Source organism: Polaromonas sp. JS666, assembly GCF_000013865.1.
Lineage (GTDB): Bacteria > Pseudomonadota > Gammaproteobacteria > Burkholderiales > Burkholderiaceae_C > Polaromonas.
The window spans coordinates 312,308-338,007 of the sequence record NC_007950.1; the positions used below are offsets into that span (position 1 = coordinate 312,308).

21 protein-coding genes are annotated in these 25,700 nt (G+C 65.3%); 12 read left to right on the forward strand and 9 right to left on the reverse strand.

Annotated elements, in window-relative coordinates; translation table 11 throughout:
- Positions 1-105 precede the first annotated feature (105 nt).
- The 10 genes from BPRO_RS27770 (at position 106) to BPRO_RS27810 (ending at position 14,686) form a co-directional block, all read left to right on the forward strand.
- Positions 106-807 (forward strand): DUF6781 family protein, encoded by a 702-nt coding sequence (locus BPRO_RS27770; protein WP_041390829.1) that lies wholly within the window; start codon positions 106-108, stop codon positions 805-807.
- On the forward strand, positions 807-2,561 hold the full coding sequence (locus tag BPRO_RS27775) for an ABC1 kinase family protein (protein ID WP_011486382.1): 1,755 nt from the start codon (positions 807-809) through the stop codon (positions 2,559-2,561). The genes BPRO_RS27770 and BPRO_RS27775 overlap by 1 nt, the downstream gene beginning before the upstream one ends.
- A complete protein-coding gene (locus BPRO_RS27780; protein ID WP_011486383.1) occupies positions 2,558-5,185 on the forward strand; it encodes a UDP-N-acetylglucosamine--LPS N-acetylglucosamine transferase in 2,628 nt (875 codons plus the stop codon). Before BPRO_RS27775 ends, BPRO_RS27780 begins: the two co-directional genes overlap by 4 nt.
- The gene (locus BPRO_RS27785; RefSeq protein WP_011486384.1) at positions 5,182-6,153 is read left to right on the forward strand and encodes a patatin-like phospholipase family protein; all 972 of its coding nucleotides are present in this window, start codon (positions 5,182-5,184) and stop codon (positions 6,151-6,153) included. Before BPRO_RS27780 ends, BPRO_RS27785 begins: the two co-directional genes overlap by 4 nt.
- Entirely contained in the window at positions 6,146-6,955 is an 810-nt protein-coding gene (locus BPRO_RS27790) for a polyprenyl synthetase family protein (protein ID WP_011486385.1), read from the forward strand. The genes BPRO_RS27785 and BPRO_RS27790 overlap by 8 nt, the downstream gene beginning before the upstream one ends.
- The gene (locus BPRO_RS27795; protein ID WP_232291618.1) at positions 6,919-8,052 is read left to right on the forward strand and encodes an efflux RND transporter periplasmic adaptor subunit; all 1,134 of its coding nucleotides are present in this window, start codon (positions 6,919-6,921) and stop codon (positions 8,050-8,052) included. The genes BPRO_RS27790 and BPRO_RS27795 overlap by 37 nt, the downstream gene beginning before the upstream one ends.
- Complete coding sequence (locus BPRO_RS27800; RefSeq protein WP_011486387.1) at positions 8,049-11,330, forward strand: efflux RND transporter permease subunit; 3,282 nt, start codon at positions 8,049-8,051, stop codon at positions 11,328-11,330. Before BPRO_RS27795 ends, BPRO_RS27800 begins: the two co-directional genes overlap by 4 nt.
- Positions 11,327-12,622, forward strand: a complete 1,296-nt coding sequence (locus BPRO_RS27805; RefSeq protein ID WP_011486388.1) for a TolC family protein — start codon at positions 11,327-11,329, stop codon at positions 12,620-12,622. Before BPRO_RS27800 ends, BPRO_RS27805 begins: the two co-directional genes overlap by 4 nt.
- Positions 12,623-12,806: 184 nt before the next feature.
- The gene (locus BPRO_RS30705) at positions 12,807-12,953 is read left to right on the forward strand and encodes a biotin/lipoyl-binding protein (RefSeq protein ID WP_255349061.1); all 147 of its coding nucleotides are present in this window, start codon (positions 12,807-12,809) and stop codon (positions 12,951-12,953) included.
- A 326-nt stretch (positions 12,954-13,279) separates the two neighbouring features.
- Positions 13,280-14,686: an MFS transporter gene (locus BPRO_RS27810; protein ID WP_157046092.1), complete on the forward strand. Its 1,407-nt coding sequence runs from the start codon at positions 13,280-13,282 to the stop codon at positions 14,684-14,686.
- A gap of 65 nt (positions 14,687-14,751) precedes the next feature.
- On the opposite strand, the gene BPRO_RS27815 is transcribed toward BPRO_RS27810, so the two are convergent.
- The 4 genes from BPRO_RS27815 to BPRO_RS27830 form a co-directional block, all read right to left on the reverse strand.
- Positions 14,752-15,822, reverse strand: coding sequence for an alcohol dehydrogenase (locus BPRO_RS27815; protein ID WP_011486390.1), 1,071 nt, complete (start codon positions 15,820-15,822; stop codon positions 14,752-14,754).
- Positions 15,823-15,936: 114 nt separating this feature from the next.
- Positions 15,937-16,689 carry a glucose 1-dehydrogenase gene (locus BPRO_RS27820; RefSeq protein WP_011486391.1) on the reverse strand — a complete coding sequence of 251 codons (753 nt, stop codon included), beginning with the start codon at positions 16,687-16,689 and terminating at the stop codon, positions 15,937-15,939.
- Positions 16,690-16,770: 81 nt separating this feature from the next.
- Entirely contained in the window at positions 16,771-18,390 is a 1,620-nt protein-coding gene (locus BPRO_RS27825) for a flavin-containing monooxygenase (RefSeq protein WP_011486392.1), read from the reverse strand.
- A 67-nt stretch (positions 18,391-18,457) separates the two neighbouring features.
- On the reverse strand, positions 18,458-19,360 hold the full coding sequence (locus tag BPRO_RS27830; protein ID WP_011486393.1) for an alpha/beta hydrolase: 903 nt from the start codon (positions 19,358-19,360) through the stop codon (positions 18,458-18,460).
- Between the two features lie 414 nt (positions 19,361-19,774).
- Here BPRO_RS27830 and BPRO_RS27835 point away from each other — a divergent pair, with 414 nt between their 5' ends.
- Entirely contained in the window at positions 19,775-20,995 is a 1,221-nt protein-coding gene (locus BPRO_RS27835; RefSeq protein ID WP_011486394.1) for a GAF domain-containing protein, read from the forward strand.
- A 16-nt stretch (positions 20,996-21,011) separates the two neighbouring features.
- On the opposite strand, the gene BPRO_RS27840 is transcribed toward BPRO_RS27835, so the two are convergent.
- Genes BPRO_RS27840 through BPRO_RS27860 form a run of 5 tightly spaced genes read right to left on the reverse strand, consistent with a single transcriptional unit; the run spans position 21,012 to position 24,264 of the window.
- Entirely contained in the window at positions 21,012-21,704 is a 693-nt protein-coding gene (locus BPRO_RS27840) for a TauD/TfdA dioxygenase family protein (RefSeq protein WP_081430614.1), read from the reverse strand.
- Between the two features lie 6 nt (positions 21,705-21,710).
- Positions 21,711-22,322 carry an IS630 family transposase gene (locus BPRO_RS27845; RefSeq protein WP_198141071.1) on the reverse strand — a complete coding sequence of 204 codons (612 nt, stop codon included), beginning with the start codon at positions 22,320-22,322 and terminating at the stop codon, positions 21,711-21,713.
- Positions 22,249-22,782 (reverse strand): helix-turn-helix domain-containing protein, encoded by a 534-nt coding sequence (locus BPRO_RS27850; protein ID WP_011486396.1) that lies wholly within the window; start codon positions 22,780-22,782, stop codon positions 22,249-22,251. Before BPRO_RS27850 ends, BPRO_RS27845 begins: the two co-directional genes overlap by 74 nt.
- 31 nt (positions 22,783-22,813) lie before the next feature.
- Positions 22,814-23,020: a TauD/TfdA dioxygenase family protein gene (locus BPRO_RS27855; RefSeq protein ID WP_041390746.1), complete on the reverse strand. Its 207-nt coding sequence runs from the start codon at positions 23,018-23,020 to the stop codon at positions 22,814-22,816.
- Positions 23,017-24,264 carry a CaiB/BaiF CoA transferase family protein gene (locus tag BPRO_RS27860; protein ID WP_011486397.1) on the reverse strand — a complete coding sequence of 416 codons (1,248 nt, stop codon included), beginning with the start codon at positions 24,262-24,264 and terminating at the stop codon, positions 23,017-23,019. The genes BPRO_RS27855 and BPRO_RS27860 overlap by 4 nt, the downstream gene beginning before the upstream one ends.
- Before the next feature lie 200 nt (positions 24,265-24,464).
- Here BPRO_RS27860 and BPRO_RS27865 point away from each other — a divergent pair, with 200 nt between their 5' ends.
- Positions 24,465-25,481, forward strand: coding sequence for an IS110 family transposase (locus tag BPRO_RS27865; protein ID WP_011486398.1), 1,017 nt, complete (start codon positions 24,465-24,467; stop codon positions 25,479-25,481).
- The last annotated feature ends 219 nt before the right edge of the window (positions 25,482-25,700 follow it).

Here is a 25,700-nt window from a genome sequence, read left to right on the forward strand (position 1 = left end):
CATAGGCGCTGGCTACGCTTTCCCACCCGGCGACGGGTATTTGTGATGCGCGGTACCACCATGACATCCAGTTATTCAGGTCACCCCTTCAAGAGGATCACCATCATGCAAAACGAAACAGTCAACACCATCGGCGGCGGTAACGATGCAGCGATGCTCGAAGCTGAAGTGCGTAACGCCGTCGAGCAGGGACACGATGTGCAGAACATTGTGCGGCAACTCACCTTGCGCAAGATCAGCGCGCGCTCGCTCGATATCGAATCCCTGCGGCAGATCGCGAGTGCGGTTTTGCGCGGCGCGCGGGCAGGAGCGCAAAAGGAGTTGCAGCAGTCAGCGGCGCAAACCGAAATCATGCGGACACGCCTCAAACAGGCCGTCGCCGGGCTGGACGCGGCACTGGCACAGTTTGCCGAAGCCTCCAAACTGGCCCTAGAAGAAGCGGCGGCCCGGGCGCAGACATTTTCCAGTGAGGACCTCGCGCGCGCGCGCACCGACCTGGAAAGCCTGGAGGCGATGTTCCTGGAAACCCTGCAAAACTCGGCCTCGGGTGCCAAGGATGCCACAGGAGAAATCCTGTCCGATCTGGCAAGGCACGCCCGCCTCTATGGCTCCGCCGTGCGCGCACAGTTGAAGGAAACCCTGGCCGTCATCACGCACCAGCTTGGCACGACGGGACGCACTCAGGTTGTTGCCGGCCTGCATCTGGCACAAGCCACTTCCAACCTGGTGCGCCAGATCGCCGCCGGCGTGCTCACCGGTCTGGCCGATCACGTCAAACCCGGCCATCCCAAAGGCAAGGGAGACTGATGCTGTGGCAGGCACTGACGGCGGTGCGCGACATCGGCCGCCTGCACGACATCGCCTCGATCCTGATCCGCTACGGCTTTGGCGACATGGTGCGCCGGATGGGGCTGGCCAATGCGCTGGAGCGGGCCGGGCAGGCGCTGCACTGGAACGAAGCGCAGGAACTGGCGCACCTGGAGCCGCCCGCCCGGGTGCGCCGGGCGCTGGAGGAATTGGGCCCGACCTTCGTCAAGCTCGGCCAGGTGCTGGCTACCCGCATCGACCTGTTCGAGCCGGAATGGATCATTGAATTCGGCAAGCTGCAGGACAGCACGCCGGCCGCGCCCTGGGCCGACATCCGTCAGCAACTCTGCGAGGACCTGGGCGCACCGCCCGAGGAGGTGTTCGCCGCCTTCGATCCCGAGCCGCTGGCGGCGGCCTCCATCGCACAGGTGCACCGCGCCCGCCTCGAAGACGGCAGCGAGGTGGTGGTCAAGGTGCGTCGGCCCGGCATCCGGCCGATCATCGAGGCCGACCTGCGCTGGCTCGCCAGGCTGGCACAACTCATTGAAAGAGAAAGTCCGGAACTGCGCAGTTTCCGCCCGCAGGAAGTGGTGCGCCAGTTTACCCAGTCGTTGCGGCGCGAACTCGATTTCGCCGGCGAATGCCGCAACGCCGAGCACATCGCAGAGAATTTTGCCGGCTATGCCGACCCGGACTCGCCCGGTCTCCCGTCCAGCGGGGAAGTGGTGCAAACAGAGGCACCCGAGGAGCGGCCCGCCCTCATCGTCATTCCCCGCGTCTATTGGCAGTGGACCGGCGAGCGGGTGTGCGTGCAGGAATTCATCAATGGCATTTCCGGGCGCAAGCTTGCCGCCGTTGACCAGGCCGGCCTCGACCGCAAGATCCTTGCCCGGCGCGGCGCGCGCGCGGTACTGAAGATGATCGTGGAGGACGGTTTCTTTCACGCCGACCCGCACCCCGGCAACGTGTTCTACCTGCCCGGCAACCGCATCGCCTTCATTGACTTCGGCATGGTCGGGCGGCTCACCGAGGAGCGGCGCGACCAGTTGACCGGGCTGCTGCTGGGGCTGGTCAAGCACGAGCCGCGCCGCGTTGCCGACGTGATGCTCGACTGGACCGGCGACGGCGCCATGAACGAAGACGGCCTGCTGCTGGAAATTCAGACGTTTGTGCAGCAGTACCATGGCGTGGCGCTCAAGCAGCTCCGGCTCGGCGCCATGCTCTCCGACCTGGTGGCCATTTTGCGTCAGCACCAGCTGGCCTTGCCGCCCGATCTGAGTCTGCTGATCAAGGCCTTCATCTCGCTCGAAGGCATGGGCCGCGAGCTCAACCCCGACTTCGACATGGCTGGCGAGGCGCTGCCTTTGCTGGAACAGGCGCTGCGCGCACGTTATGCACCTACGGCGCTCCTGCAGCGCGGCTGGCGTGGGGTCAGCGAAGCGCTTTCCCTGGTGGCCGGTCTGCCCCAAGACCTCTCCCGGCTGCTGCGCGCGGCCCGGCGCGGGCGGCTGGAAATTCACATTGATGTCACGCACTTGAAACGTGTCGGCAACCAGCTCGACAACGCCGCCAGCCGGTTGACGGTCGGCATCGTTATCGCCGCGCTCATCGTCGGCTCCTCCATCGTCATGACCGTGCCCGGTGGCCCCACCTGGCTGGGCCTGCCCTTCTTCGGCCTGCTCGGCTTCATCGGCGCCGTCATCGGCAGCCTCTGGCTGCTGCTCTCGATCTGGCGCAGCGGGGGCAAGGAGTGAGCGGACCGCAGGCGTTTGGTCTGGATCCGCTCGTCACGCTCGCGCTGGCGGTCGCGTTCACCCTGTTCGTCGTCCTGGCATGGCTTGCGCTGCGACGCGGCCGGGCGCGGCGCAGGGCGGCGGAGGCGCCGGCAGCAGGCGATGCCGGGGCTGCCCAGCCCCGCAAGATCGTCATCTTCTACTCGTCCATCGGCCATGGCCACATCAGCGCCGCGCAGGCCATAGAGCAAGAAATTGGCCAGTTGGAGCCTGGTGCGCGCGTGATCCTGCAAGACATCCGCGAGTTCATGCACCCGCTCTGGCGCTGGGTGGATGAGCGGCTCTACTGGTTCATCGCCGGCAATCTTCCCGAAAGCTTCGACGCGCTGTTCCATGCCCTGCAGGCGCGCGGCAAGCGGGTGCCGTCGCTGGCCTGGCTGTCCAACGACTACCCGCAAGACAAGGTGCGCGCCTTCCTAGAGGCGCAGGCGCCCGACGCGATTCTTGCCACGCATTACGGATCGGCGCAGGTGCTCGGGACCTTGCGCGAGCGTGGGCTGCTGGCGCAGGTGAACATCGGCTGGCTGCACACGGACTTCTTCGAAGGCTATTTCCCGCGCATCTCGAAAATGATCGACCGCACCTTTCTCGCCCACCCCGAGCTGGAAGCGCGCTGGCTGGCCGCCGGCGTGGCACCCGACAAAGTCACCACCAGCGGGATGCCGGTGCGCGTGGCGGCCGCCGACTGCGGTACCCGGGAGATGGCGCTCACCGCGCTGGGGCTGGCCCCGGATGCGCCCACCGTGCTCATCACCTCGGGCAAGGAGGGGGTGGGCGACTACGCTGTCGTGGTGGAGAGCCTCGCCCGCCACCACCAAGGCCCGCTGCAGATCATTGCCGTCTGCGGCGCCAACGCGCGGCAGCAGGCGCTGCTCACTGCATTGCAAAAACGCCTGCCGGCGCCGGCAACGCTGAAGGTCTGCGGCCTGGTGCCGCACGCCGACCTGCTGGCCTGGATGCGCATGGCCGACCTGTTGATCACCAAGGCCGGGGGCATGACGCCGGCCGAGGCCTTTGCCATGGGCACGCCGACGATCCTGCTGGACGTGGTGAGCGGCCATGAGCGGGAAAACGCCGCCTTGTTCGTCCGGCTGGGGGTGGCCGAGCTGGCCGACACCCTGGCGCAGGCGGGCGAGCTGGCCGCCGCCGTGCTGGCCGACCCGCAGCGGCAGGCGGCGATGCGCCACGCCCAGCACGCCTTTCACGACAGTGCCGACCTCGGGCGCATCGCCCGCTTCGCGCTCGACCCGGCCCTGCCCGCGCCGGGTATGACGCCGGACTTCGGCGCCGAGCACGGCAGCGCCGTCACCGACATCGACGCGGCGCTGGCGCGGCTCCAGGCCGAGGCGCCCTGCGACATCGAGCTGCTGCTGTCCTACTCGACCGCCCAAACACCGCAGCGCGTGGTGCTGGAAAACCCGTTCGGGCACATTGCCATCCGCGTCGACGACACCGTCTACAGCGCCAACTATGTGGCCGTGCCGGGACACGACCCGAACCTGCTGCAGCACGTGACGCTGGCCGATTACCTGTACGGCGTGCAGCCGCCGTCGCAGGTGCACACCAACACCTACGGCATGGCCTACGGCCGCGAGACGCTCGGCTTGCGGGTGGCGGGCGTGGCGGCAGAGCGCAAGGCGGCGATGGTTGCCGAGGCGCACCGGATCGAAGATGAGTTTGGGCAAGGCCGCCTGCTGTGGGATCGCAGCGAGTTCAATTGCGCCGACGTGGTGGTGCGCCTCCTGCGCGCGGGCGGCTATGACCGCTCGCCACCGCTGGGGCGGCGGTGGCTGCCGGTCATGCCGCTGGACATTTTCGAGGAAGCCCGGCAGGCCTGCGAGGACGACGCGTCCTTGTACATGGAACTGGTGGCCTACCGGCAGATACCGGGCGCCAACGCAGCCTATCGCTTCTCGCGTTTTCCGCTCTCGCTCGGACAACCGCTACGCTCAATGGCGCGGGCGCTGCGCGAGGCGCCGCAAGAACCCCTCGAAGCGGCCGCGTCCAAACAACTGACCGGTTATTTCGGCGACCAACAGCTTTATTTCGAGGACCTGCGCGGCCACGGGGCTGGCGCCCTGGCCGACGATCCGGCGCATTTCAGCCGCGCGCAGCGGCGCCTGGCCGACGCCCTGGCGACCGACCTGCGGCGCCTGCTGGCGGCTCAGGCCAGACGGCCCCTGCGCGAGATCGGGCGCCTGGGTGAGCTTGACGGCGCCCAGGACATCCGGCGCCTGCTGGAGCGCAGCCTGGCGCTGGCGCGCATCGCCACCGAACGGGCCGACGAGGTGCTGCAAGACCGGGGGGCGCGACGCATGCGGGCGCTGTTCACCGAACTCGTGGACGGGTACGGCCGGATCGACGCCTGGCGCCTGCGGCGCCAGGAGATCGAGACCTATCTCAAACGCTTCCAGGTCTTCGAGGCCGCCGTAGGGCGTGAATTCCCGGCCCGCCATGGCGCGCGACATGCGCGCGCAACGACGCTTCAGCGATCACTGCGGTACGGGATTCGGCGTCTGCGCCGGCGCGTCGGTGGGCTGCACCGGCCCACGGGTCATGGGCCAGACAAGGGGGCAAGCCAGTGAACGAACCACAAACCAGCAAAGCCCCGGCCGCAGGCCTGACGCCGCCCAGGCGGCCCCGGATCGGCTTGGCGCTGGGCAGCGGTTCGGCGCGCGGACTGGCGCACATCGGCGTGCTGCGCGCCTTGAAGGAGGCCCACATCGAGGTCGATGTGGTGGCCGGCACCAGCATGGGGGCGGTCATCGGTGCGGTTTTCGCCGCCGGCAAGCTCGACGGCCTGAGCGCCAGACTGCGCAATCTCGACTGGCCGGGCATCGTCGCCTTGCTCGACCCGGTGTTCCCCCGCTCGGGGCTGATTGACGGTCAGAAAATCGCCGAATTCGTGCGCGCCCATGTGCCCAGCGCCCGCATCGAGGACCTGCTGCTGCCCTTTGCCGCCGTGGCCACAGACATCACCAATGGTGAGCAAGTCGTGGCCACGACGGGCGACCTGACCGAAGCGGTGCGTGCCAGCATCGCCGTGCCCGGCATCTTTACCCCGGTGCGCAGCAACGGCCGCATCCTGGTCGATGGCGGGCTAGTCAATCCGGTGCCGGTGAGCGTGGCGCGCGCCATGGGCGCCGACCTGGTCATCGCGGTCGACCTCAACCACGACATCGTGGCGGGCCGGCTGTCCCACCCCGCCGCCCACGCCAATGGCAACGGCCATGGCCCCATCATGGCGCGCCTGCTGGAGAGCCTGCAGGCCATCAACAGCCCGGTGCTGGCGCAGTTCGAGGACTGGCTGCACAAGCCCCCCCTGGAGCCGCTGCCCGGCATTTTCGAGGTGCTGCTGGCCTCGCTCTACATCATGCAGGCGCGCGTCACCGAAGCCGACCTGCGGCAAACCCAACCCGACCTCCTGATCCAGCCGCCACTGGGCGCGGTGCGCTTCATGGAGTTCGACCGCGCTGAAGAAATCATCGACATCGGCTACCACAGCGCGGCCGAGCAACTGGCCCGCTGGACAAGAACGCCAACCCATGACTGACACGCATTCCATGAACTTCCCCGAGACCGTGATCGCCGGCGTCCACGCCGCCGTGGCGAGCACCCTGACCTGCGAGGCCGTGCCGGTCCGCGGCGCCTTGCGCCTGCTGCTGTCGGACCAACATACGCCGATCCGGGCACTGGTGACCTGCAGCCTCCATGCAGGCCAGCCGGGCATCGACGCCGGCACGGCGCTGGACCTCATTCACATCGGCTTGCAGCAATTGCATTCACGCGTTGACGCGACAACTGGCGCGTCCGCGCTACTGGGCACCGGCGCCACCGTGCTGGCGGGTGACTACTTGACCACCGGGGCTTTTCGCTTGCTGGTGCGCTGCGCTGACATGCGCGTCCTGGCGCTGGTTTCCGAGGCGGTCAACCGGGCTTCGGAGCTGGAAACCACCCAACTGGGCCTGGATCCAGACGCCCGAGACGATCCGTCGCGGCTGTTGCAGACCCGGCAACAACTGGCGGCCCCGCTGGGTGAGGCGGCTGGTGCTGCGGGTGCCACCCTCGCGGGCTACCCGGAGCCACTCGCCGGCACGGCCCGGCGTTACGGCCAATACCTTGTTTCAAGCCACGTTTTGCAACAGGAAGCCGATGCCATGGACATCTCCGAGGCACGCACGGCCCTGCAGGACGCCGCGCTCGATCTGTGCCGCCAGGCGACGCAAGAAGCGCGGGCCATCGCCACGGCCACAGGCAACGGACGCCCGCTCGAACTGGCTGAACTGATCGCGGCCAGCCTTGGCGCCAAGGCATCGGCATGCAAACCCAAAACTATTACCTCGACATCATCATGAAAGACCCTCTTGTGGAAAAAAGAAAAAACCGCCTCCTCTACCTGGCGCCGCTGGCGCTGGCCGCACTCCTGGGTGCTTGCGGCAAAGCGCCGGAGGCCCCTGCCGCATCGACGACGATCAGCCGCCCCCTGCCGCTCATGACCGCGTCCGCCGGGGCGCCACTTGAATACACGGCGGTCGGCTCGGTGGTGTCGGACCAGCGCGTCGAGGTCGCCTCGCGGTTGAGCGGCTATATCCGCGACATCCTGGTGCAGGAGGGCGACCGGGTGCGGCGCGGGCAGTTGCTGGCCCGCCTGGACGCGTCGGACGTGGAAGGCGGCATTCGCCAGGGCCAGGCGGCGGGCGGCGCGGCAGAGGCGGCGCTGCGCGATGCACAGATTGACCTGGAGCGCTTCCAGCGTTTGTTCGAGCGCGGCAGCGTCTCGGACAACGAATTGCGCAAGGTGCGCCTGAAGTTCGAGGCCGCGCGCGAGGCCCGCAACCAGGCGCGCGCCGGTCTGGACACGGCGCTGGCCCAGCGCGCCTACGCCGAGATCATCAGCCCGGTGGACGGCGTGGTGGTGGCGCGCCACAAACGAACTGGCGATCTCGCCCTGCCCGGCATGCCGCTGCTGACCCTGGAGTCGGGCCGCGGCCTGTTGTTCGAGACCTTCGTGGCGGAGGGCCAAGTCGCCGCCATCGCGGCCGGCCAGCCGGTGCAAGTCAACATCGACGGCGTGCCCGCGCCGCTCAAGGGCACGGTGAGCCGGGTGGTGCGCTCGGGCGACCCGGTCTCGCGCAGCTACCAGGTCAAGATCGCCCTGCCCGAAACGGCGGGGCTGATGCCCGGCATGTTCGGGCGCGCGGCGTTCGGGCTCGGTGCGAGCCAGGCGCCATTGGTGCCCAGACAGGCCTTGGTCGAGCGCGGCGGGCTCACCGGCGTTTTTGTGGTGGACGGCGAAGGCCGGGCACGCTTTCGCTGGCTGCGCATAGCCCGCGAGTGGCCCGATCAGGTCGAGGTGAGTGCTGGTCTGGCCGCCGATGAGCGCTTCGTGGCAGCGGCTACACCGGCCCTGCGCGAGGGCGACCGCGTCACCGCCGCGAAGGAGGCGCAATGAGCCAGCACAAGCTCAACAGCGCCGGCCGCCTGGCGAATCTCTTTGTCACCTCCAAGCTGACCATTTTGTTCATGCTGGCTTGCATCCTGCTCGGGCTACTGGCCGTGACGCTGACCCCGCGCGAGGAAAATCCGCAGATCGTGGTGCCCGGCGCCCAGGTATGGGTGACACTGCCCGGCGCCTCCGCCGAGGAGGTGGAGGAACTGGTGATCCGCCCGCTGGAGGGCATCGTCAAGCAGATTGCCGGCGTTGATCACACGTATGCGACCGCCGTGAATTCGATGGGCGTGCTGATGGTGCAGTTCAAGGTCGGCGAGGACAAGGAAAAATCGCTGGTCAAACTCTACGACCGGGTGCTGGGGCAGCGCGAGCGCCTGCCTGCGGGCGCGGGCGAGCCGCTGATTCGCAGCGTGGATGTGGACGACGTGCCCATTGTCACCGTCACGCTGGCCTCCGAGATCTACGACGATTACGCCCTGAAGCGTCTGGCCGACCGCCTGATGGAAGGACTGCGCAGCCTGGACAAGGTCTCTGCCATTTCCGTCAAGGGCGGGCGCGACCGGGAACTGCGCATCGAGCTGGACCCGCAGCGCCTGCAGGCCTTCGGCGTCACGCTGGACCAGGTGCATGCCACCCTGCGCGCAAGCAATGTTGCCGCGCCCCTGGGAACGGTCGTGCAACAGGGCCAAAACCGCCAGGTGTTCCTGGACGGCTTTCTGAGCTCGGCGCAAGACCTCAAGCGCCTGATCGTGGGCAGCCACGCCGGACGCCCGATTTACCTGGGAGATGTGGCGCAGGTGATCGACGGCCCGCCGCAAGAGCGCACGCACCTCAGCCGTCTCGCTTTCGGCCCGGCGGACGGGCGTTTTGGCAAGACGCAGCAGGCGGAGATGCCGGCCGTCACATTGGCAGTGGCCAAGAAAGCCGGTAGTAACGCCGTCTTTGTTGCCAACGATGTGCTTGAGCGCATCGAACGCATGAAGGCGCAATTCGTGCCGACGGGAGTCGAACTGGTCGTTACCCGCAACGATGGCCAGAAGGCGGATGCCGCCGTCAGCGGGCTGATTGAGCACCTGGGTATCGCGGTGCTGGCCGTGTTCCTGGTGACTGCCGCGTTCCTGGGACTGAAGGAAGCACTGATCGTGGGCGTGACCGTGCCGCTGATCCTGGCCCTGACCCTGGGCGCGGCCTATCTCTTTGGCCTGTCCATCAACCGGGTTTCGCTGTTCGCGCTCATCCTGTCGCTGGGGCTGCTGGTCGATGGCGCGATTGTCGTGATCGAAAACATCCACCGCAACTACAGCCGTCTTGGCAAGCAGGACAAACGGCTGGTCACGGTGCAGGCCACCAACGAAATCGGCAACCCCACCAACCTGGCGACGCTGGCGGTCATGCTGGTGTTCGGCTCGCTGCTGGTGGTCAGCGGCATGCCGGGGCAGTATTTCTACCCCGTCGCTTTCAACGTGCCGGTCGCCATGGCGGCCTCGCTGCTGGTGGCCTACGCGGTGGTGCCCTGGGCCGCCAACCGCTGGCTCAAGCTCGGTGAAGGGCACGATCTGGAAGACCACGATACCAAGGACCGCCTGCATCGTTTCTACCGTCATCTGATGTCGCCGCTGGTGGATCGCTCGCGCAGCCGCTGGCTTGCGTTCCTGTTGGCGGGATTGGCCATTGCCGTATCGCTGTTGCAACCGGCCTGGCAATTCGTGCGCCCGGCCGGTTTGGGTGGGCCGCAGTCCTGGTTCGGCGTCGAGCTGGCCATGATGCCCAAGGACGACAAGAACACCTTCAACATCACCCTGGACATGCCCGCGACCGCGCCGGTGGAGGCGACTGATCGGTTCGCGCGCGAAGTCGGTGCGCTGCTGCGCGAGAACGCCTACGTTCGCAACTACCAGAGCTGGATCGGCGAGGCCGGCGTGATCGACTTCAATGGCTTGCTGCGTGGTTCCGGCAATAAGCAAGGGCCACACGTCGCCGAGATCCGCGTCAACCTGCTGAACAAGGCTGATCGGAGTAAGACCTCGATCGCCATCGTGCGCGAATTGCGGCCCACACTGCAGGCTATGGCCGCGCGTTACCCCGGCAGTACGGTGCAGTTGGTCGAGGACCCGCCCGGGCCGCCGGTGCGCGCCACCGTGCTGGCCGAAATCTACGGCAAGGACTTGCAACAACTGCGCACGCTGTCCGCGCAGGTCAAGGCGGCCTTCCAGCAGACGCGCGACATGGTGGAGGTGACCGACTCCGAGGCCCAGGACGTCTACCAGTACCGCCTGACGGTGGACCGGGAAAAGGCCGCGCTGTCCGGGCTGAGCGTGGCCGAAGTAGCGGTCGCGCTGCGTCGGCTCATCGACGGCGAGGAAATGGGTCGGGCCCGTATCGCTGGCGAGAAGAACCCCGTGCCCATCCGCTTGCAGATTCCCCGGCGCCACCAGATCGATCCCGCACTGCTGGCACGCGTGTCCGTGACCAACCGGCAGGGCCAGCGGGTGCCGCTGTCCGAGGTGGTACAAGTCGTCCCCGGCGCAGTCGACCGAACGATTTCGCACAAGGATGGCGAGCGCGTCACCTACGTCGGCGGCGAACTCGAATCCACCGCCCCCGTCTATGCCGTGCTCGACCTTGACCGGCGATTGGACGGCTTGCTGCTCGCCGATGGCAGCCGACTCACCACCGGCAACCTGCGCCTGAACCCGGTCGCGCCCGACACCCTGGAGGGCCCCCGCCTGCTATGGGACGGCGAACTGCGCATGACGCTGGATACCTACCGCGACATGCTGGGTGCGCTAGGCCTGGCGCTGACCTTCATCTTTCTGGTGCTGGTGGCCTACTACCAGTCCTTCAGCCTGCCGCTGGTCGCCATGGCGGCGATCCCGCTGGGGCTGGCGGGCATTTTTCCGGGGCACTGGCTCATGGGGCAGCCCTTCACGGCCACGTCCATGATCGGCATCATTGCGCTGGCCGGGGTGGTGGTACGCAATTCGCTGCTCATCATCGATTTCGTGCTGGATTACCGGCGCCAGGGCATGGACTTGCGCGAGGCCATTCTCGAAGCCGGCGCGGTGCGCCTGCGGCCCATCCTGCTGACGGCACTGGCCATCATGCTGGGCAGCGCCGTGATGCTGTCCGACCCGGTGTTCGGCGGACTGGCGATCTCGCTGATCTTCGGCACATTGGCCTCCACCGCGCTCACCCTGGTCGTGGTGCCGCTGTTGCTGTATCTGCTGCTGCGCTACAAGGACCGGAAAGAAGCCATCATGGAAAAAGGAACCTTATGAACCGCTCGATAAAAGTTCGCCGCCTGTTGCCGCTGGCGGCTCTGGCCGCTGCGCTGCTGGCCGGCAACGCCGCCGCTGAGTCCCTGCAACAGGCATGGGACACCGCGCTGACCGTTGACCGTGGGCTCAAAGCGTCACGTGAAAGCAGCGCCGCCGCTGCGAGTCTGCTGGAGGCGGCGAAATCCGCCCGTCTGCCCAATGTGGCGCTGGAGGCGGGCTATACCGCCCTCGGTGAGACACCGGCGGCCAAAGTTGATTTTTTTGGCCAGTCGCTGCAAATGCCGCTGGCGCAGAAGGGCAGCGCCGCCTACCGCGCCATGGCAACGCTGCCGCTCTACACCGGCGGGCGCATCACGCGCGGCATTGATGCCGCCACGGCGAGCCTGGACGCGGCGCGGCTGGGCGAAAGCGCCGACACCCAAAACCTCAAACTGCGCGTGGCGGATGCCTATGTCAACGTGCTGCGCGCCAGCCGCATGCTGAAGGTCACCGAGAGCCACGTCGCCAGCCTGCAGGCCCATGCACGGGATGTGGGCAACCTGCATGAGCAGGGCATGGTGGCCAAAAGCGACCTGCTCTCGGTGCAGGTGGCCCTGGCCGATGCGCGCCAGCGCCACCTGCAGGTGGCCAATGGGCTGGATCTGGCGCGCGCCGCCTACAACCGCCTGCTGGGGCGGCCGCTGGAGCAGCCCGTCGCGCTCGACGACCTTTCGCCCGAGGCGACGCAAGAGCCGCTCCCCGCCCTGAGCGAGCGGGCACTGGCGCAGCGCAGCGAGCTGGCGGCACTGGCGCAACAGATTGAAGCGATGCGCCACCAGGCCGCCGCCGTGCGCGGCGAAACCGCCCCGCAGGTCGCGTTGTCCGGCGGCTACGGCTACCAGGAGAACCGCTACCAGGTACACCCGGGGCAATGGATGATCACGCTGGGAGCCAAATGGAACCTGTTCGACGGTGGCGTGGTCGGCCACCGCGCCAACGCGGTTGAGCGCCAGGCCGCGGCATTGACGGAGCAACGCGACGAGCTGGCCTCCGTCATCGCCTTGCAGGTGCGCCAGACCTGGCTGGACGTGCAAGAGACCCGCAAGCGCCTCATCGTCACCCAGTCGGCCATCGCCCAGGCCGAGGAAAACCTGCTCGTGGCGCGCGACCGCTATGCCAACGGCCTGTCCACCCATACCGAGGTGCTGGATGCCGAGACCTTGCGTACCGGCAGCGAGGGCAACCATGCCAATGCGCTGTCTGATGCCGCACTGGCGGGGTTGCGGCTCAAGCGCGCCACGGGCGAGCTCTGAATTCGAGGACACTGATGCCATCAAAACACCCCCAAAACGCCTGCTCGTTCCGGCGGCGGTGGCCTTGCTTGCTGTCATGGGCCTCGCCGCCGGGTGGTGGCTGCTGCGCCAGCCGCCGCTGCCAGAAGGCCTGATCCAGGCCAACGGCCGCATCTAGGGCGATCATTACCTCGTCGCCGGCAAGATGCCGGGGCGCGTGGCCGAGCTCTTCGCCAGAGAAGGCGACGCGGTGCAAAAAGACCAGTTGCTGCTGCGGCTGGATGCCGCCCAGGTGGACGCCAGGGTGGTGCAGGCACGTCAGGCGGTGGTCGCGTTAGCGCATAGCCCATGATCAGTCTTCGCACCAAACCGTCGACTGCCAGGTGGTCATGATCACCCCTACAATTTGTAGTGTCAATGCCTCGCGGCACAACCGGTCACGATCAACAGGAATGCGCCGCGCTTCAAACACCTCAAGGAAAACCATGCCCACTTACCACATCGAGATGATGGCAGCTTGCACTGCCGAAGCCCTACTCTAACTTTCATGCTTCGGAATGCGAAGCAGCCCGAGCCATGAAAGTTCGTTCTTTCACGTTAATCCGTGCAGTTGATGAATCCAGGCGCCCAAGCAACACGGCAAAACACCCCTTGAGCACCCCTTCCACCCTTGACGAAATGCAGGCGCACTACGGCCCGCATTATCGCTGGCTCCTGCTGCTGTCGGTCATGGTGGGAACGATGGCGTCCATCATGTCCTCGACCATCGTCAACGTGGCCATTCCCGACTTAAGCCAGCACTTCGCGCTCGGCCAGGACCGCGCCCAATGGGTCTCCTCCGGCTTTATGGTGGCGATGACGGCTTCCATGCTGACCACACCCTGGCTGCTGGCGCGTTACGGCTACCGCCGCACTTATGTGGACACCATGGTCCTGCTGCTGGCTGGCGGCATCGTTGGCGGATTCTCCAGCAGCTTCGCCCTGGTGCTGTCTGCACGCGTGGCCGAAGGGCTGGCGGCCGGCGTGGTACAGCCGATTCCAGCCATCATCATCATGCGCGCCTTTGCACCGCACGAACAAGGGCGAGCCAGCGGCATCTTTGGCATGGGCGTGGTGCTGGCGCCCGCCATCGGACCCAGTATCGGCGGCGTGCTGGTCGATCTGTTTGGCTGGCGTTCGATTTTTTTCATGGTCGTGCCCTTTTGCCTGGCCTCGCTGTGGCTGGCCTACCGCAAAGGCGCGACGCTGGACTGGCGCGGCCTGCTGCTGGGCAGCGCCGGTACCTTGTGCCTGCTCAACGGCATGGTGGCACTGCACGGCGGCGCACCGCTTGAAGCCGCCCTGCTGCTGGGCGCGGCCGTACTGGCGCTGGTCGTTTTTATTGTCTGGCAGCGGCGCCTGGCCAACACCGGCCGGGAACCCTTGATGAACCTGGCGCTGTTTGGCTACCGCCAGTTCGCCAGGGGCAGCATCGTCGCCTTTATTTACGGCACTGCGCTGTTTGGCTCGACCTACCTGCTGCCGGTTTACATGCAGCTGGGGCTGGGTTTGTCAGCCTCGTATGTCGGCAGCATCTTGTTGCCGTCCGGTTTTGTGCTGGCCGTCACAATTGCGCTGGTTGGCCGTCTGGCCGACCGCCATCCCACCTACCTGCTGGTCAGCATCGGACTGGCCTTGCTGGCCCTGTCTTTTGCCCTGATGCTGACGGTGACCCTGAGCACCGGGATAGGGGTATTGGTGGCCTGGGCCATATTGGGGCGCATCGGGCTCGGTTTCATTTTGCCTTCGCTCAACCTCGGCTCGCTGCGGGCGCTGGGCAAAAACCTGATTTCGCAGGGCTCCAGCACGATCAGTTTTGTGCGCATGCTGGGCGGCGCGATTGGCGTCAGCCTGTGCGGCATCGTGCTCGAATGGCGGCTGAGCGCGCATGGTGATTCGCTGGCGCAAACTACCAGCAGCCCGGCACGGCTTGCGGCCTTCAACGAGTCTTTCATGCTGCTGGCGGCACTGTGTGCGCTGGCGCTGGCGGCAGCATGGCAGGTTCGCGACGCCCCTGCGGCTGCACCCGGCAGTCCAAAAGGCTGAGGCGCAAGCCATGTGCCAACGGCTTGCGCCTCAGCCGGCCCGCACCCTCACCCGCTCCGGCGTCTTCAAGGCTGCAGCACCACGCGCCCAATAACCCGCCCGTGCGCCAGGTCGTCCAGCGCCTGGTTGACGCTGGCCATCGGCCGCAACTCCAGCGGAATCTGCGGCAGGTCCACCCGCTGCGCCAGCGCCACCAGCTCACGCAAGTCTTCCAGGCCGGCCACATAGGAGCCGGTGATCTGCAGCGACTTGATCGCGAACATGGGTAGCGGCATGCGGAACTCGCCGCCGAACAAGCCGACGATCACCACCTGCCCGGTGCGGCGCACCAGATTGACGGCCAGCGACGATGTGGACTCAGCGCCGACAAAATCCACCACGCCTGCGATGTCGTTGTTACAGGCCTTGCCGATGGTGCGCAGTGCGCCGGCTTCATTCGGGTCAAAAGCCAGCACGGCGCCGTAACGCAGGGCGGCTTCGCGCTTGGCCGGGTCGGGGTCGATGGCGACGATGCGGGCCTTGGAAGTGGCCGACAGCAGTGCCACTGCGGTCATGCCCACCCCGCCACAGCCGATGATGGCCACATGGTCCTCGGCCGTCATCGGGTTGAGCTTGCGGATGGCGCCGTAAGCCGTGATACCGGCGCAGGCAAAGGTGGCGGCACGGGCCGGCTCCAGCGTGCCGATCGGCACCAGGTAACGGCTGTGCGGCACGCGCACCATGTCCGCATAACCGCCCGGTAACTGGATGCCGAGATTGCGCGCGGCGCGCGGGCACAGGTGGTCGTCGCCGCGCAGGCACACGGCACACTGGCCGCAACCCAGCCAGGGGTAGACAATGACCTTGTCGCCCAGCGCCAAACCGGTGACCTCGGGCCCGATTTCCACCACCTCGCCGCCGATTTCATGACCCATGGTCAGCGGCAGCGTGGCCCCGGCGCGCTCCAGCGAGGTGAGCTTGCCCCCGCCCATGTCAAAGCCTCCGGCCTGGATGTGCAGGTCGGAGTGGCACATGCCGCAGTGCGTGACACGGATGCTGACCTCGTGCCCGCTGGGCGCGGCCAGCTCGTCGGTGTGTTCGCTCAGGGCAGCGCCCCAAGTTGGAAAGGCCCAGCGATGGGCGCAGCGGTAATTCATGTGGGTCTCCATTCGCCGTTTAAAACCGGCGAGTGTTGTGAATAACGATGTATGGCGCGGACGGCTTCGCACGGCCAAAGGGCGACCTGCTGGCTTGCACCAGCGTCTGCTCGCTCAGTTGGCGGTGTAACCGCCATCGACCACCAGCTCGGCGCCATGCACGAAGGACGATTCGTCCGACGCCAGGAACAGCACCGCCTGCGACACCTCGATCGGCTGGGCCGCCCGTCCGAGCAGGGTGGGGCCGAGCAGGGCCGGGCGAATGGCCGGATCGGCCAGCAAGTCCTTCGTCATCTCGGTCTCGATGACGCCCGGATGAACCGAGTTGACACGGATGTTGAAGGGCGCCAGGTCGACCGCGCAGGACTTGGTGAACAGGTGCACCGCCCCTTTGGAGGCCTCATAGGCGCTGGCGCCAGGGGCGCCAACCAGGCCGTAGATCGAGGAGATGTTGATGATGTTGCAGCCGCCGTTTTTCTGCATCAGCGGGATCACCGCCCGGGTGCCCAGGAAGAGGCCACGCACGTTGACGTTGAACACCCGATCCCATTCCTCGTTGGTGGTGTCTTGCACCGGTTTCAAGACCAGAATGCCGGCGTTATTGACCAGCACGTCGATGCGTCCGGCCTTCTCGATGATCTGGGCATAGGCGGCGCTCCAGTCGGCCTCCTGCGTCACGTTGAGCGACAGAAAATCGGCCTTGCCCCCGGTTTTGCGAATGCCGTCCACCGTGGCCTGGCCCCCGGCGGCATCCATATCGCCGACGAACACCCAGGCGCCCTGGCTGGCCAGCAGCTCGCTGTGCGATTTGCCCATGCCCATGGCACCGCCGGTGACGAGAATGACTTTGTCTTGTACGCGTTTCATATTGACTCCTGTAACTTGCTTGCTTGCTTGCTTGCTTGCTTGGTTTGTTGGTGCTTGCCTGAACGTTGAACTGGCGTCGGCTTAGCGGATCTCAAAACCTGGGTAGCCGGTGCTCGTCACCTCGTTCAGTTTTTGAGTGTAGGCTCCCAGGCCGGCCAGGTAAAACATCACTGTCCTGGCTTTGCCCGGGATGTTCGCGCCGAAGATCCACGAATCGGCTTTCGGGAACAGCGTGTAGCCGGCAATTTCGTTGCAGGTGGCGGTCCAGCCGTCTTCGCCTTCGTGGGTGGCTTCAACGAGCTGGCGGCCGGTGTCGTTCATGTGCTTGATCAGATCGGAGATCCACTCGACCTGCGTCTCGATGCTCGGCGGGAGGTTGGTGAAGGGGCCGTTGGGTCCGAGGATCATGAACAAGTTCGGGTAGTCCGCGCTCGCCACGCCCAGGTAGCTGGTCGGGCCGGCTTTCCACTTGTCCTTGATCGTCTTGCCGTTGCGCCCGCGCAGGTCAATTTTGGTGTAGTTGCCGTCCACCGCGTCAAAGCCGGTGGCGAAGATCAGCACGTCCAATTCGTGTTCCACGCCGTCCGACGTCTTGATGCCCCTGGGCGTGATTTCGGTAATCGGGGTCGCCTTGACATCGACCAAGGCGACATTGTCACGGTTGTAAATGGCGTAGTAGCCGCTGTCACACAGCGGCCGCTTGGCATACAGGTCGGTCGGTGTCAGCTTGCGGGCAGTTTCCGGGTCTTTGACAATCTCGGCGATCTTGCCGCGAATGAACGCAGCGGCGGTTTCGTTGGCTTCTTCGCTGGTGGCAATGTCGCAAAAGGTTTCAAACATGAAGCGAAAGCCGCCGCCGGTGTCCCAGGCTTTCTGGTAAACGGCGCGGCGCTCTTCTTCCGACACGCTCATGGCCGGCACGCTGCTCTCCTTGAAGCCGAAGGCCACCACCGAGCTGCGCACGTCCTTCCAGATCTGCTCGTAGTTCTGTTTGACGGACTTGACGTAGTCCGGGCTGACCGGGCCGTTGCCGACCGGCACACTGTACTGCGGCGAGCGCTGGAATACCGTCAGGTGGCTGGCCTGCGGGGCGAGAGCCGTGATCACCTGAAGGCCGGTGGAGCCGGTGCCAATGACGCCGACCCGCTTGCCCTTGAAATCAACGCCTTCAGGCCAGGCGCCGGTATGGTATTGCGCACCCTGGAAAGTCTCGATGCCCTTGATGTTGGGCACGTTGGTGGCCGACAGCAGGCCCAGTGCCGTGATCAGGTATCTGGCCGTGACGGTTTTATCGGTATCGGTCTGGATTTCCCAGAGATTGCGCTTTTCATCAAACCGGGCGCCCGTGACGCCGGTGTTGAACTCGATGTCGCGGCGCAGGTCCAGCCGGTCCGCCACGTGGTTCAGGTAAGACAGAATCTGCGGCTGCGTGACGTAGCGCGTGTCCCACTGCCATTCCTGCAGCAGGGCTTTGTCGAATGAGTAGCAGTACACAAAGCTCTCGGTGTCGGACAGGGCGCCGGGGTAGCGGTTCCAGTACCAGGTGCCGCCGACGTCGCCGGCCTTGTCAAAGACGCGAACGTTCATGCCGAGCTCGTTGCGCAGTTTGTGCAGCATGTAGAGTCCGCCGAAGCCGGCACCCACGACCACCGCGTCGTAGTCGGTCTGGGTTGGGTGGCTGTCTTGTGTTGCCAGGGTCATTATTTGTTTCCTTTATTGTTCAAGTTTTCCCCGTCTGGATGGGGTCAGGTGTTGTCGGAAGGTCGCTTCAAGCAGCCTTAAACCATTGGGCGATGCGGCGCAGTTCGTCATCCGCTTCGACCGCCCGGCCAGCCAGGAACGGGAACACATGCTGCATGCCGTCCACCACCGAGAGGGTGACGTCCACACCTGCGGCTTTGGCGATCCCGGCCAGGTCGGTGGCGTTGTCGAGCAGGGTTTCCTGGGAGCCGGCATTGAGGTACAGGCGCGGAAAACCCTGGTAGCTGGCCTTGAGCGGATTGGCCAGCGGGTTGGTGCGCGAGCCTTGCTCGCCCAGGAACATGCCGGACATGGCCTCCAGCACGGCCTTGCTCACCAGGGCGTCGGTGGCGGCGTTGGTCTGCAGCGTCTTGCCGACGTGCTCCATGTCGAGCCAGGGCGAGAAAGCGATGACCGCGCCCGGCAGCGCCACGCCGTCGTCGCGCAGCTTGAGCACGGTGGCGATGGCCAGGTTGCCGCCGGCCGAGTCGCCGCTGGTGGTGATGTTGTTTGCCTTGAAGCCGCGCGCCAGGAGTGCACGGTACACCGCGGTCGCGTCTTCGAGCTGGGCCGGGAAGGGATGCTCGGGCGCGCGCCGGTAGTCCAGCACGATGGCCGTGACGCCCAGGTGTTTGGCCAGGTGCCCGGCGAGCTTGCGGTGGCTGGCGGCTGAGCCGACCGCGAAACCGCCACCGTGGGTGTAGAGGATGACTTTGCGGGGGTCGGCGTCAAGCGGTAGCGCCCAGAGGGCCTCGACCCCGGCGACGGTCTCGAACTTGTAGGTCACGCCTTCAGGCTCACGGGTCGGTTGGTGCCACTCGTCGAAGAGGCCGCGCAGATCGGCGATGGTCAGCGCCGGGTTCTCCGCCATGCGGTCGGACCAGCTCTGGTAGAGCACGCGAAGAAAGTCCGCCTCGGTTGAAGGTTTCATGTTGTCTCCTGCTAAAAATAATTGTTGCAGGCTTCATTCTGCAGAATTCGGACGCTCAAAGTATTGAACCGCCTGTGCATATCTCTTGTCCAGAATTGCGGACTCGCTTTAACCTTGCAACAGGAACCTACGGTGCACGCGAACCATTGAGCAATCGGACGCCGATTGTGGGGACGATGGAGGATTTAGACATGCCGGTCTCCCGAGACGGGGCCGTTGAGGTGTACCCGAAGACAGACTGGAGATTTTGAAAGGGGTAAAATGACCCTCCAATGGGCTGCAAAACTGGTTATATTTGCACAATTTTTTAGTGAAATTTCACTTTTATAAAGTTAGTGACTTGTTACTACACGTTGCAATGTGTTATTCAGACTGTCCATATTGCAGTAGGTCAACCAGATCAAGAGGCCCAATGTGACATACCGTCAATCTTCAGCACTCCTTCAGACGCAACCGTTCTTCGCTACAGAGCAGCAACGACTCGCACTCGCACGCGAGCGCTTTTTCGAGGAAGGGACTCGTCCGTCGGGACTGGTCAGTGAAGGCGTCATTCAGTCCTGGTACCGTTGCATGCAGGCCCACCGTAACCCGAACGAGCCCACCAGCTTCAACACGGTGACCCGCAACCGCGTCCACTCGGTGCTGTCGCGCAACCGCATGTTCCTGGATGCCGCTACCGACGAGCTAATGCGACTCGAAACCATGCTCGCTGGCACCGCCTGCCGAGCCATGTTGACAGACGCCCATGGCGTGGTGGTGCACGCCACGCGATCGACCGCCAGCCATGACAGGTTATTACAGCTGGCAAGCCGCGTCGGTGTCAACCTGGCCGAGGAAAGTGTGGGAACAACCGCACCCGGAATCGTGGTGCGAACCGGCCAGCCCTGCATCGTGAGGTCAGCAGAACACTTCTTCGAGTGCATGCAGATAATCCAGTGCGCAGCCGCACCGATCCGCAACATTCATCAGCAGGTGGCCGGTGTGCTGAACGTGTCGATCGAATCGCATTCGTTCGGCTTTGATGCCGCTTCGATGGTTGCCCTGCATGCCACCTCTATCGAAAACCGGCTACTGCAAGCCCAGTCCCGCGAGCACATCATCGTCCGCCTGCAAACCATGCCCACCCTGCTGGGTACGCCGATGGAGGGGTTGGCAGGCGTGAACAGCGACGGCATGGTAACTTGGATCAACGGCGTGGCGGCGCGCCTGCTCGGCGTGTTGCAAGTCGGCCCGTGGACACAGTTGAGTGAGGTGTTCGGGCTCAAACCCCGGGAACTGGCCGCATTGACCCGGCGGGCCGACGCCACGCTGCATCAGCTCCCGAACGGGCTCGCCGTCTGGTTGCTCGCGCACATGCAGTGCGCTGATGGTGCGAAAGAAGTGTTCAGCCTGGGCAGTCACCAAGAAGACGCGCAGACCACGGCGGAACCAGAACCGGCCACTGCAGCACCGGACATAACACCGGCTTCACCCACCAACCTGCGCCAATCTGAGTTGCAACTGGTTGAACGGACGCTCGCCGAGTACGGCGGCAATGTTTCAAAAGCGGCACGCGCACTGGGCGTCTCTCGTGGTTTTGTCTACCGTCATCTGAATCGCCCGCCTCCGGCCCCAGCGGATGTGAGCACCCCCTGAGCGTGAGCTGGCACCCCTACCGGCGAGGCCGGTCACCCGCCAGCGTGATACGGTGCATGACCCGGCGAAAACCGTGGTAATCGTTGACCGGGTAGTGGTGCGTACAGCGGTTGTCCCAGAGCGCGATCGAACCCACCTGCCAGCGGAAGCGGCAGGTGAATTCTTCCTTCTTTTGATGCCCGAATAAAAATTGCAACAGCGGCGCGCTTTCCTCTTCGGCCATGCCGACAAAGCGTGTTGTGTGGGCGCAGTTGATGTACAAGGCTTTGCGGCCGGTTTCCGGATGGGTCCGCACCACGGGATGTTCGGCCTCGTAATCACTGTGCTGGTCGGCGCGACCGGCTTCGGCCAGGCGGTCTTCGCGGGTGCGCGACACGTCGGCCTTGGCCGAGGTGTTGACCGCCACCAGGGGATCGAGCAGCCGCTTCATGCCATCCGACAAGGCCTCGTAGGCCAGCACCTGGTTGGCAAACAGCGTGTCGCCTCCGTACAGCGGCACCTCGCGCGCCAGCAGCAGCGTGGCCATCGGCGGCTGCGCCAGGTAGGCGGTATCGCTGTGCCAGACACCGCCGAAGTTGACTTTTTCATGCGCCAGTTTCTTCACCTCAATGATGACCGGAAATCCCGCAATGCCGTTGACGAACGGGTATTCCACCGGCGTGCCAACGGCTTGGGCGAAGGCCAGGAACTGCCCGGACGTGATACCAATCCCATGTCATGAGATAACCGGAGCCGAAGGCAGCACTGCCCAGCTGCGCGAGCACAAAGAGCGGATGGCGCCGGGGATTTGCGTGAAGACGTTCCAGGCGTCGCAGCAGGCGTCAACAATCTGCTCATAGCCGTCGTAGCAGCGATTGGCCAGGTGCCGGTCGCGCAGTTGCTGCCACACCTGCTCGGCCGGGTTGAGTTCAGGTGAGCCCGCCGGCAGTGGCAACAATGAAACGTTGGGGAACTGCGGCAGTTTGGGCGTGGTGTGCCAGCCTGCACGATCGAGCACCAGCACGGCGTGGCGCCCCGCAGGCACCGCCTCGCTCAGGGCCTGCAGGTGGTGGGCCATTGCCTCGGTATTGGCGTGCGGCATGACCAGACCGACCGCGCTACCGTGCTGTGGACAGACGGCGCCAAAGATATACGCCGATTCGGACTGCTGCTGGCGCACCACCCGGGGCCGCGTTCCCTTGCGCGCCCACAGGCGCGTTTGCGTGCCGCGCTGGCCGATGCGCATTTCATCCTGAAACCACACATCGACCTGCTCAGACGCAACGCCTGGCGGCAGCGTTGCCGCGACTTCCTGGACAAAGTTTTTTTTTGAATTCGGCTTGTGCAACCGGATCCGCGTACGGACTGACGGCGCGCGCCGAAATCCACACCATGCCCAAGCGCTTTATCAAGTCATACACACCGTTCAGGCTGTAGGCCACGCCAAACTGCCCGGCCAGCAACTGGCGGATGTCTTCGCCCCGCACCCGCCCGCCGCCGCGTTCGCGCTGGAGTTGCTCGACGGCCTGGCGAAACGCTTCTTCGTGCTCTTTGGCAAGGCGCTGCGTACTCCAGTCGTGCGGCAGGCCGGCCAGACGCGCGACGCCGCCGGCGCTAAACCACTGCACCCAGCGCATGACCGCATGACGGGTTACGCGCAGTGCAGCGCCCACTTCGCTGCAGCTCTTGCCGTCCTTGAGGTGTGCCAGCGCGATCAGGCGCAGTCGCCGGCGTCCATCGGGTTCCTTGCGGGCCAGCCGGTCGAAATCATAGGGCTGCAGCTGATCAATGATGTGCTGAGATAACATTTTTGCAACCTCCATCAAGAGCCAAGTCTGTTCAGACTCCGATGCCTGGCTTTGGTTCTTTCTCTGTCGGGATTGGTATGAGGTGCTGGTCGCGCAAAAAGACGACGCCATGCGCCAGCCAGGCACTGCGCAGCGCCGCTAGGTCATCCTGACGCAGCGGCTGGGACAGGTCGAGCCCGGAGAGTTCCGCACCCAGCGCGCCGGCCAGTCGGGTCACGGTCAATGCCGGGGCGCTCATGCTGACACCTCCGCATCGGCGACGACCGGAACCGCTGCGCCACTGGCCAGCAAGGACGCTAGCGCGCTTGCATCAAAGCCGCATTCGCGCAGCACCGATTCGGTGTGTTCCCCCAGTCGCGGCGCGGGCGCCAGCTTGCCGACGTCATAGCCCTCCCAGCGCGCCGGCGCGCCAAAGGTGCGCATCGTCCCTTCGCTCGGGTGCTCGACCTGCTGGAAGAAGCCCACCGCCGCCAGGTGCGGGTCATCGAGCAGGGATTCTATGGTGTTCAAAGGCACCGCCGGCACGTCGATCTGCTCGAACAGCGCCAGCCAGTGCGCGGTACTTTGCCCGCGCAGCGTCTGGCCCAGAAAGCCGTACACCTCGTCGATGTGCCGGGTGCGGCTGGACAGGTTGGCGAAGCGCGGGTCCACCCACAAATCATCGCGCTCGATGGCGCGCAGAAAACGCTGCCAGTGGCCGTCGTTGTAGACCAGCGCGCAGATGTAGCCATCGCTGGTTTCATAGGGCCGGCGCCCGGGCGACAGCAGCCGCACGTAGCCGGCGCCACCACTGGGCGGCTCGAAGGTGTGCCCGTAAATATGGTCCGACAGCACCACGCTGGCCATGGTCTCGAACATCGGCACATCAATGCGGCAGCCGCGCCCGGTGCGTTCGCGCCCATACAGCGCCATGGCCACGCTGTGCGCCGCATGCAGGCCGACCATGCGGTCGGCAATCGTCAGCGGCACGTAGCGCGGCTCACTCGCCCCGCTGCGTTGCTGCAGGGCAGCGATGCCGACCGCGCCCTGGATCAGGTCGTCATAAGCCGGGCGGCCGGCGTAGGGACCGTCCTCGCCATAGCCGTACACGCCGCACCAGATGATGCGCGGGTTGATGGCCGACACGCTCTCGTAGTCCAGCCCGAGCCGGGCGATGGAGGCCGGGCGCAGGTTGTGGACGAAGACATCGGCGCCTTCGATCAGGTGCCGCATCGCGGCCGCGCCCTGCGGCGACTTGAGGTCTAGCGCCACGCTGCGCTTGTTGCGGTTCAGGTGCAGGAACAGCGGGCCCATGCCGGGATGGCGTCCGGGACCGATCCAGCGGGTCGAGTCGCCCTCGGGGGATTCGATCTTGATCACGTCGGCGCCATGGTCGCCAAAAATCTGGGTCGCGTAGGGACCCATCAGCACTGCACTGAGGTCAATCACCCGCACGCCCGCGAGTGGCCCCCCAAGTGCCGCCTGGTCTTGTTGGCTTGTCATCTTTGTCTCCTCTGATTTTTTTGATGCCAGGCGGCCTCAGCGCCGCGTGCTGAGGAAAAACCCGGTTGACGACAGTGCATCCTAACGAATGAAAGGGGCGTTCCCCTGGTTCCGGGTTTTATCGCATTGTGCCGCTGAGCCGCCTGGTGCCACGATGGGAAGCGCAAACTTTTCATCAACTCACTGCAAGGGGAAAGACCATGAGCATCGTCTTTGTTGGCATTGACCTGGCCAAGAATGTCTTTGCCGTCCACGGCGTCAATGAAGCAGGCAAGCCGGCGCTGGTCAAGCCGTCGGTGGCTCGCGGCAAACTGCTGGAGCTGGTGGCTTCGCTGGCGCCCTGCACGATTGGCCTGGAGGCCTGCTCGGGCGCCCACCACTGGGCGCGGCAGTTCACGGCCCATGGTCACACAGTGCGGCTGATGGCGCCCAAGTTCGTCGCGCCCTACCGCCTCTCGGGCAAGCAAGGCAAGAACGACGCGGCCGATGCCGCGGCCATTTGCGAGGCCGTGCAGCGGCCCAACATGCGTTTTGTGCCCATCAAGAACCTGGCCCAGCAAGGCCAGCTCGGCATTCACCGGGTTCGCCAAGGATTCATCGAGCAGCGCACGGCCACCATCAACCGCATCCGCGGCCTGCTGGCCGAGTTCGGAATGGTCCTGCCGCTCAAGGCCTCCACCGTGCGGCGCGAGGCCGCCAGATGCCTGGAGGACTTGCCGGGCTGGGCCAACACGGCCGTGGGCGACTTGCTGAGCGAATTGCACCACCTGGATGAACGCATCGGGCAGTACGACAAGCACATCGCGCAGATGGCCCGCGAGGACAGCCGGGCGCAGCAGCTCATGCGCTTCAAGGGCATTGGCGAAACCACGGCCAGCGCCATGTTGGCCATGATTGGCAACGGTCATGAGTTCAAGTGCGGCCGTCAGTTTGCCGCCTGGCTGGGCCTGGCGCCGAGCCAGTACAGCTCGGGTGGCAAAGCGCGGCTGGGCCGCATTACCAAGGCGGGCGACCCTTACATGCGCTCCCTGCTGGTCCTGGGCGCGCGTGCCGTCCTGAATAAAGCCAAGGACCAGACCGACAGCCTGAGCCGCTGGGCGCTGGCCCTGGCCGAGCGGCGCGGCTACTGGCGCGCCATCGTGGCCATCGCCGCCAAGAATGCCCGGATGTGCTGGGCCATGCTGGCGCGGGGCGAGCGTTTTGCCATGCCCGCCTGAGCGCAAGCCATTGGCATCGGCCAGCACGCTTTCAGGAGACACGAAAGAATTGATGACTACCGCCGCTTGACGGCTTTCAGTGATGAAGCAAGGGTTGGACCTGCGCGGGGAGTGCCTGAATAAAGCACGGAGGTGGTCACTGATCACTTCGACTAACGAATGAGGCCCCCGCGTGCGTCTTTCATCAGGGTTCGCTGCAGTGAATGCAGCAACAAATAA

What these genes read in the sequence shown, in the direction of transcription:
- BPRO_RS27775 (WP_011486382.1), top strand. Translation starts at nt 807, where the DNA reads ATGCTGTGGCAGGCACTGACGGCGGTGCGCGACATCGGCCGCCTGCAC.
- BPRO_RS27770 (WP_041390829.1), top strand. Translation starts at nt 106, where the DNA reads ATGCAAAACGAAACAGTCAACACCATCGGCGGCGGTAACGATGCAGCG.
- BPRO_RS27865 (WP_011486398.1), top strand. Translation starts at nt 24,465, where the DNA reads ATGAGCATCGTCTTTGTTGGCATTGACCTGGCCAAGAATGTCTTTGCC.
- BPRO_RS27800 (WP_011486387.1), top strand. Translation starts at nt 8,049, where the DNA reads ATGAGCCAGCACAAGCTCAACAGCGCCGGCCGCCTGGCGAATCTCTTT.
- BPRO_RS27860 (WP_011486397.1), bottom strand. Translation starts at nt 24,264, where the DNA reads ATGACAAGCCAACAAGACCAGGCGGCACTTGGGGGGCCACTCGCGGGC.
- BPRO_RS27815 (WP_011486390.1), bottom strand. Translation starts at nt 15,822, where the DNA reads ATGAATTACCGCTGCGCCCATCGCTGGGCCTTTCCAACTTGGGGCGCT.
- BPRO_RS27795 (WP_232291618.1), top strand. Translation starts at nt 6,919, where the DNA reads ATGCAAACCCAAAACTATTACCTCGACATCATCATGAAAGACCCTCTT.
- BPRO_RS27830 (WP_011486393.1), bottom strand. Translation starts at nt 19,360, where the DNA reads ATGAAACCTTCAACCGAGGCGGACTTTCTTCGCGTGCTCTACCAGAGC.
- BPRO_RS30705 (WP_255349061.1), top strand. Translation starts at nt 12,807, where the DNA reads ATGCCGGGGCGCGTGGCCGAGCTCTTCGCCAGAGAAGGCGACGCGGTG.
- BPRO_RS27805 (WP_011486388.1), top strand. Translation starts at nt 11,327, where the DNA reads ATGAACCGCTCGATAAAAGTTCGCCGCCTGTTGCCGCTGGCGGCTCTG.
- BPRO_RS27810 (WP_157046092.1), top strand. Translation starts at nt 13,280, where the DNA reads ATGCAGGCGCACTACGGCCCGCATTATCGCTGGCTCCTGCTGCTGTCG.
- BPRO_RS27850 (WP_011486396.1), bottom strand. Translation starts at nt 22,782, where the DNA reads ATGTTATCTCAGCACATCATTGATCAGCTGCAGCCCTATGATTTCGAC.
- BPRO_RS27790 (WP_011486385.1), top strand. Translation starts at nt 6,146, where the DNA reads ATGACTGACACGCATTCCATGAACTTCCCCGAGACCGTGATCGCCGGC.
- BPRO_RS27820 (WP_011486391.1), bottom strand. Translation starts at nt 16,689, where the DNA reads ATGAAACGCGTACAAGACAAAGTCATTCTCGTCACCGGCGGTGCCATG.
- BPRO_RS27825 (WP_011486392.1), bottom strand. Translation starts at nt 18,390, where the DNA reads ATGACCCTGGCAACACAAGACAGCCACCCAACCCAGACCGACTACGAC.
- BPRO_RS27855 (WP_041390746.1), bottom strand. Translation starts at nt 23,020, where the DNA reads ATGAGCGCCCCGGCATTGACCGTGACCCGACTGGCCGGCGCGCTGGGT.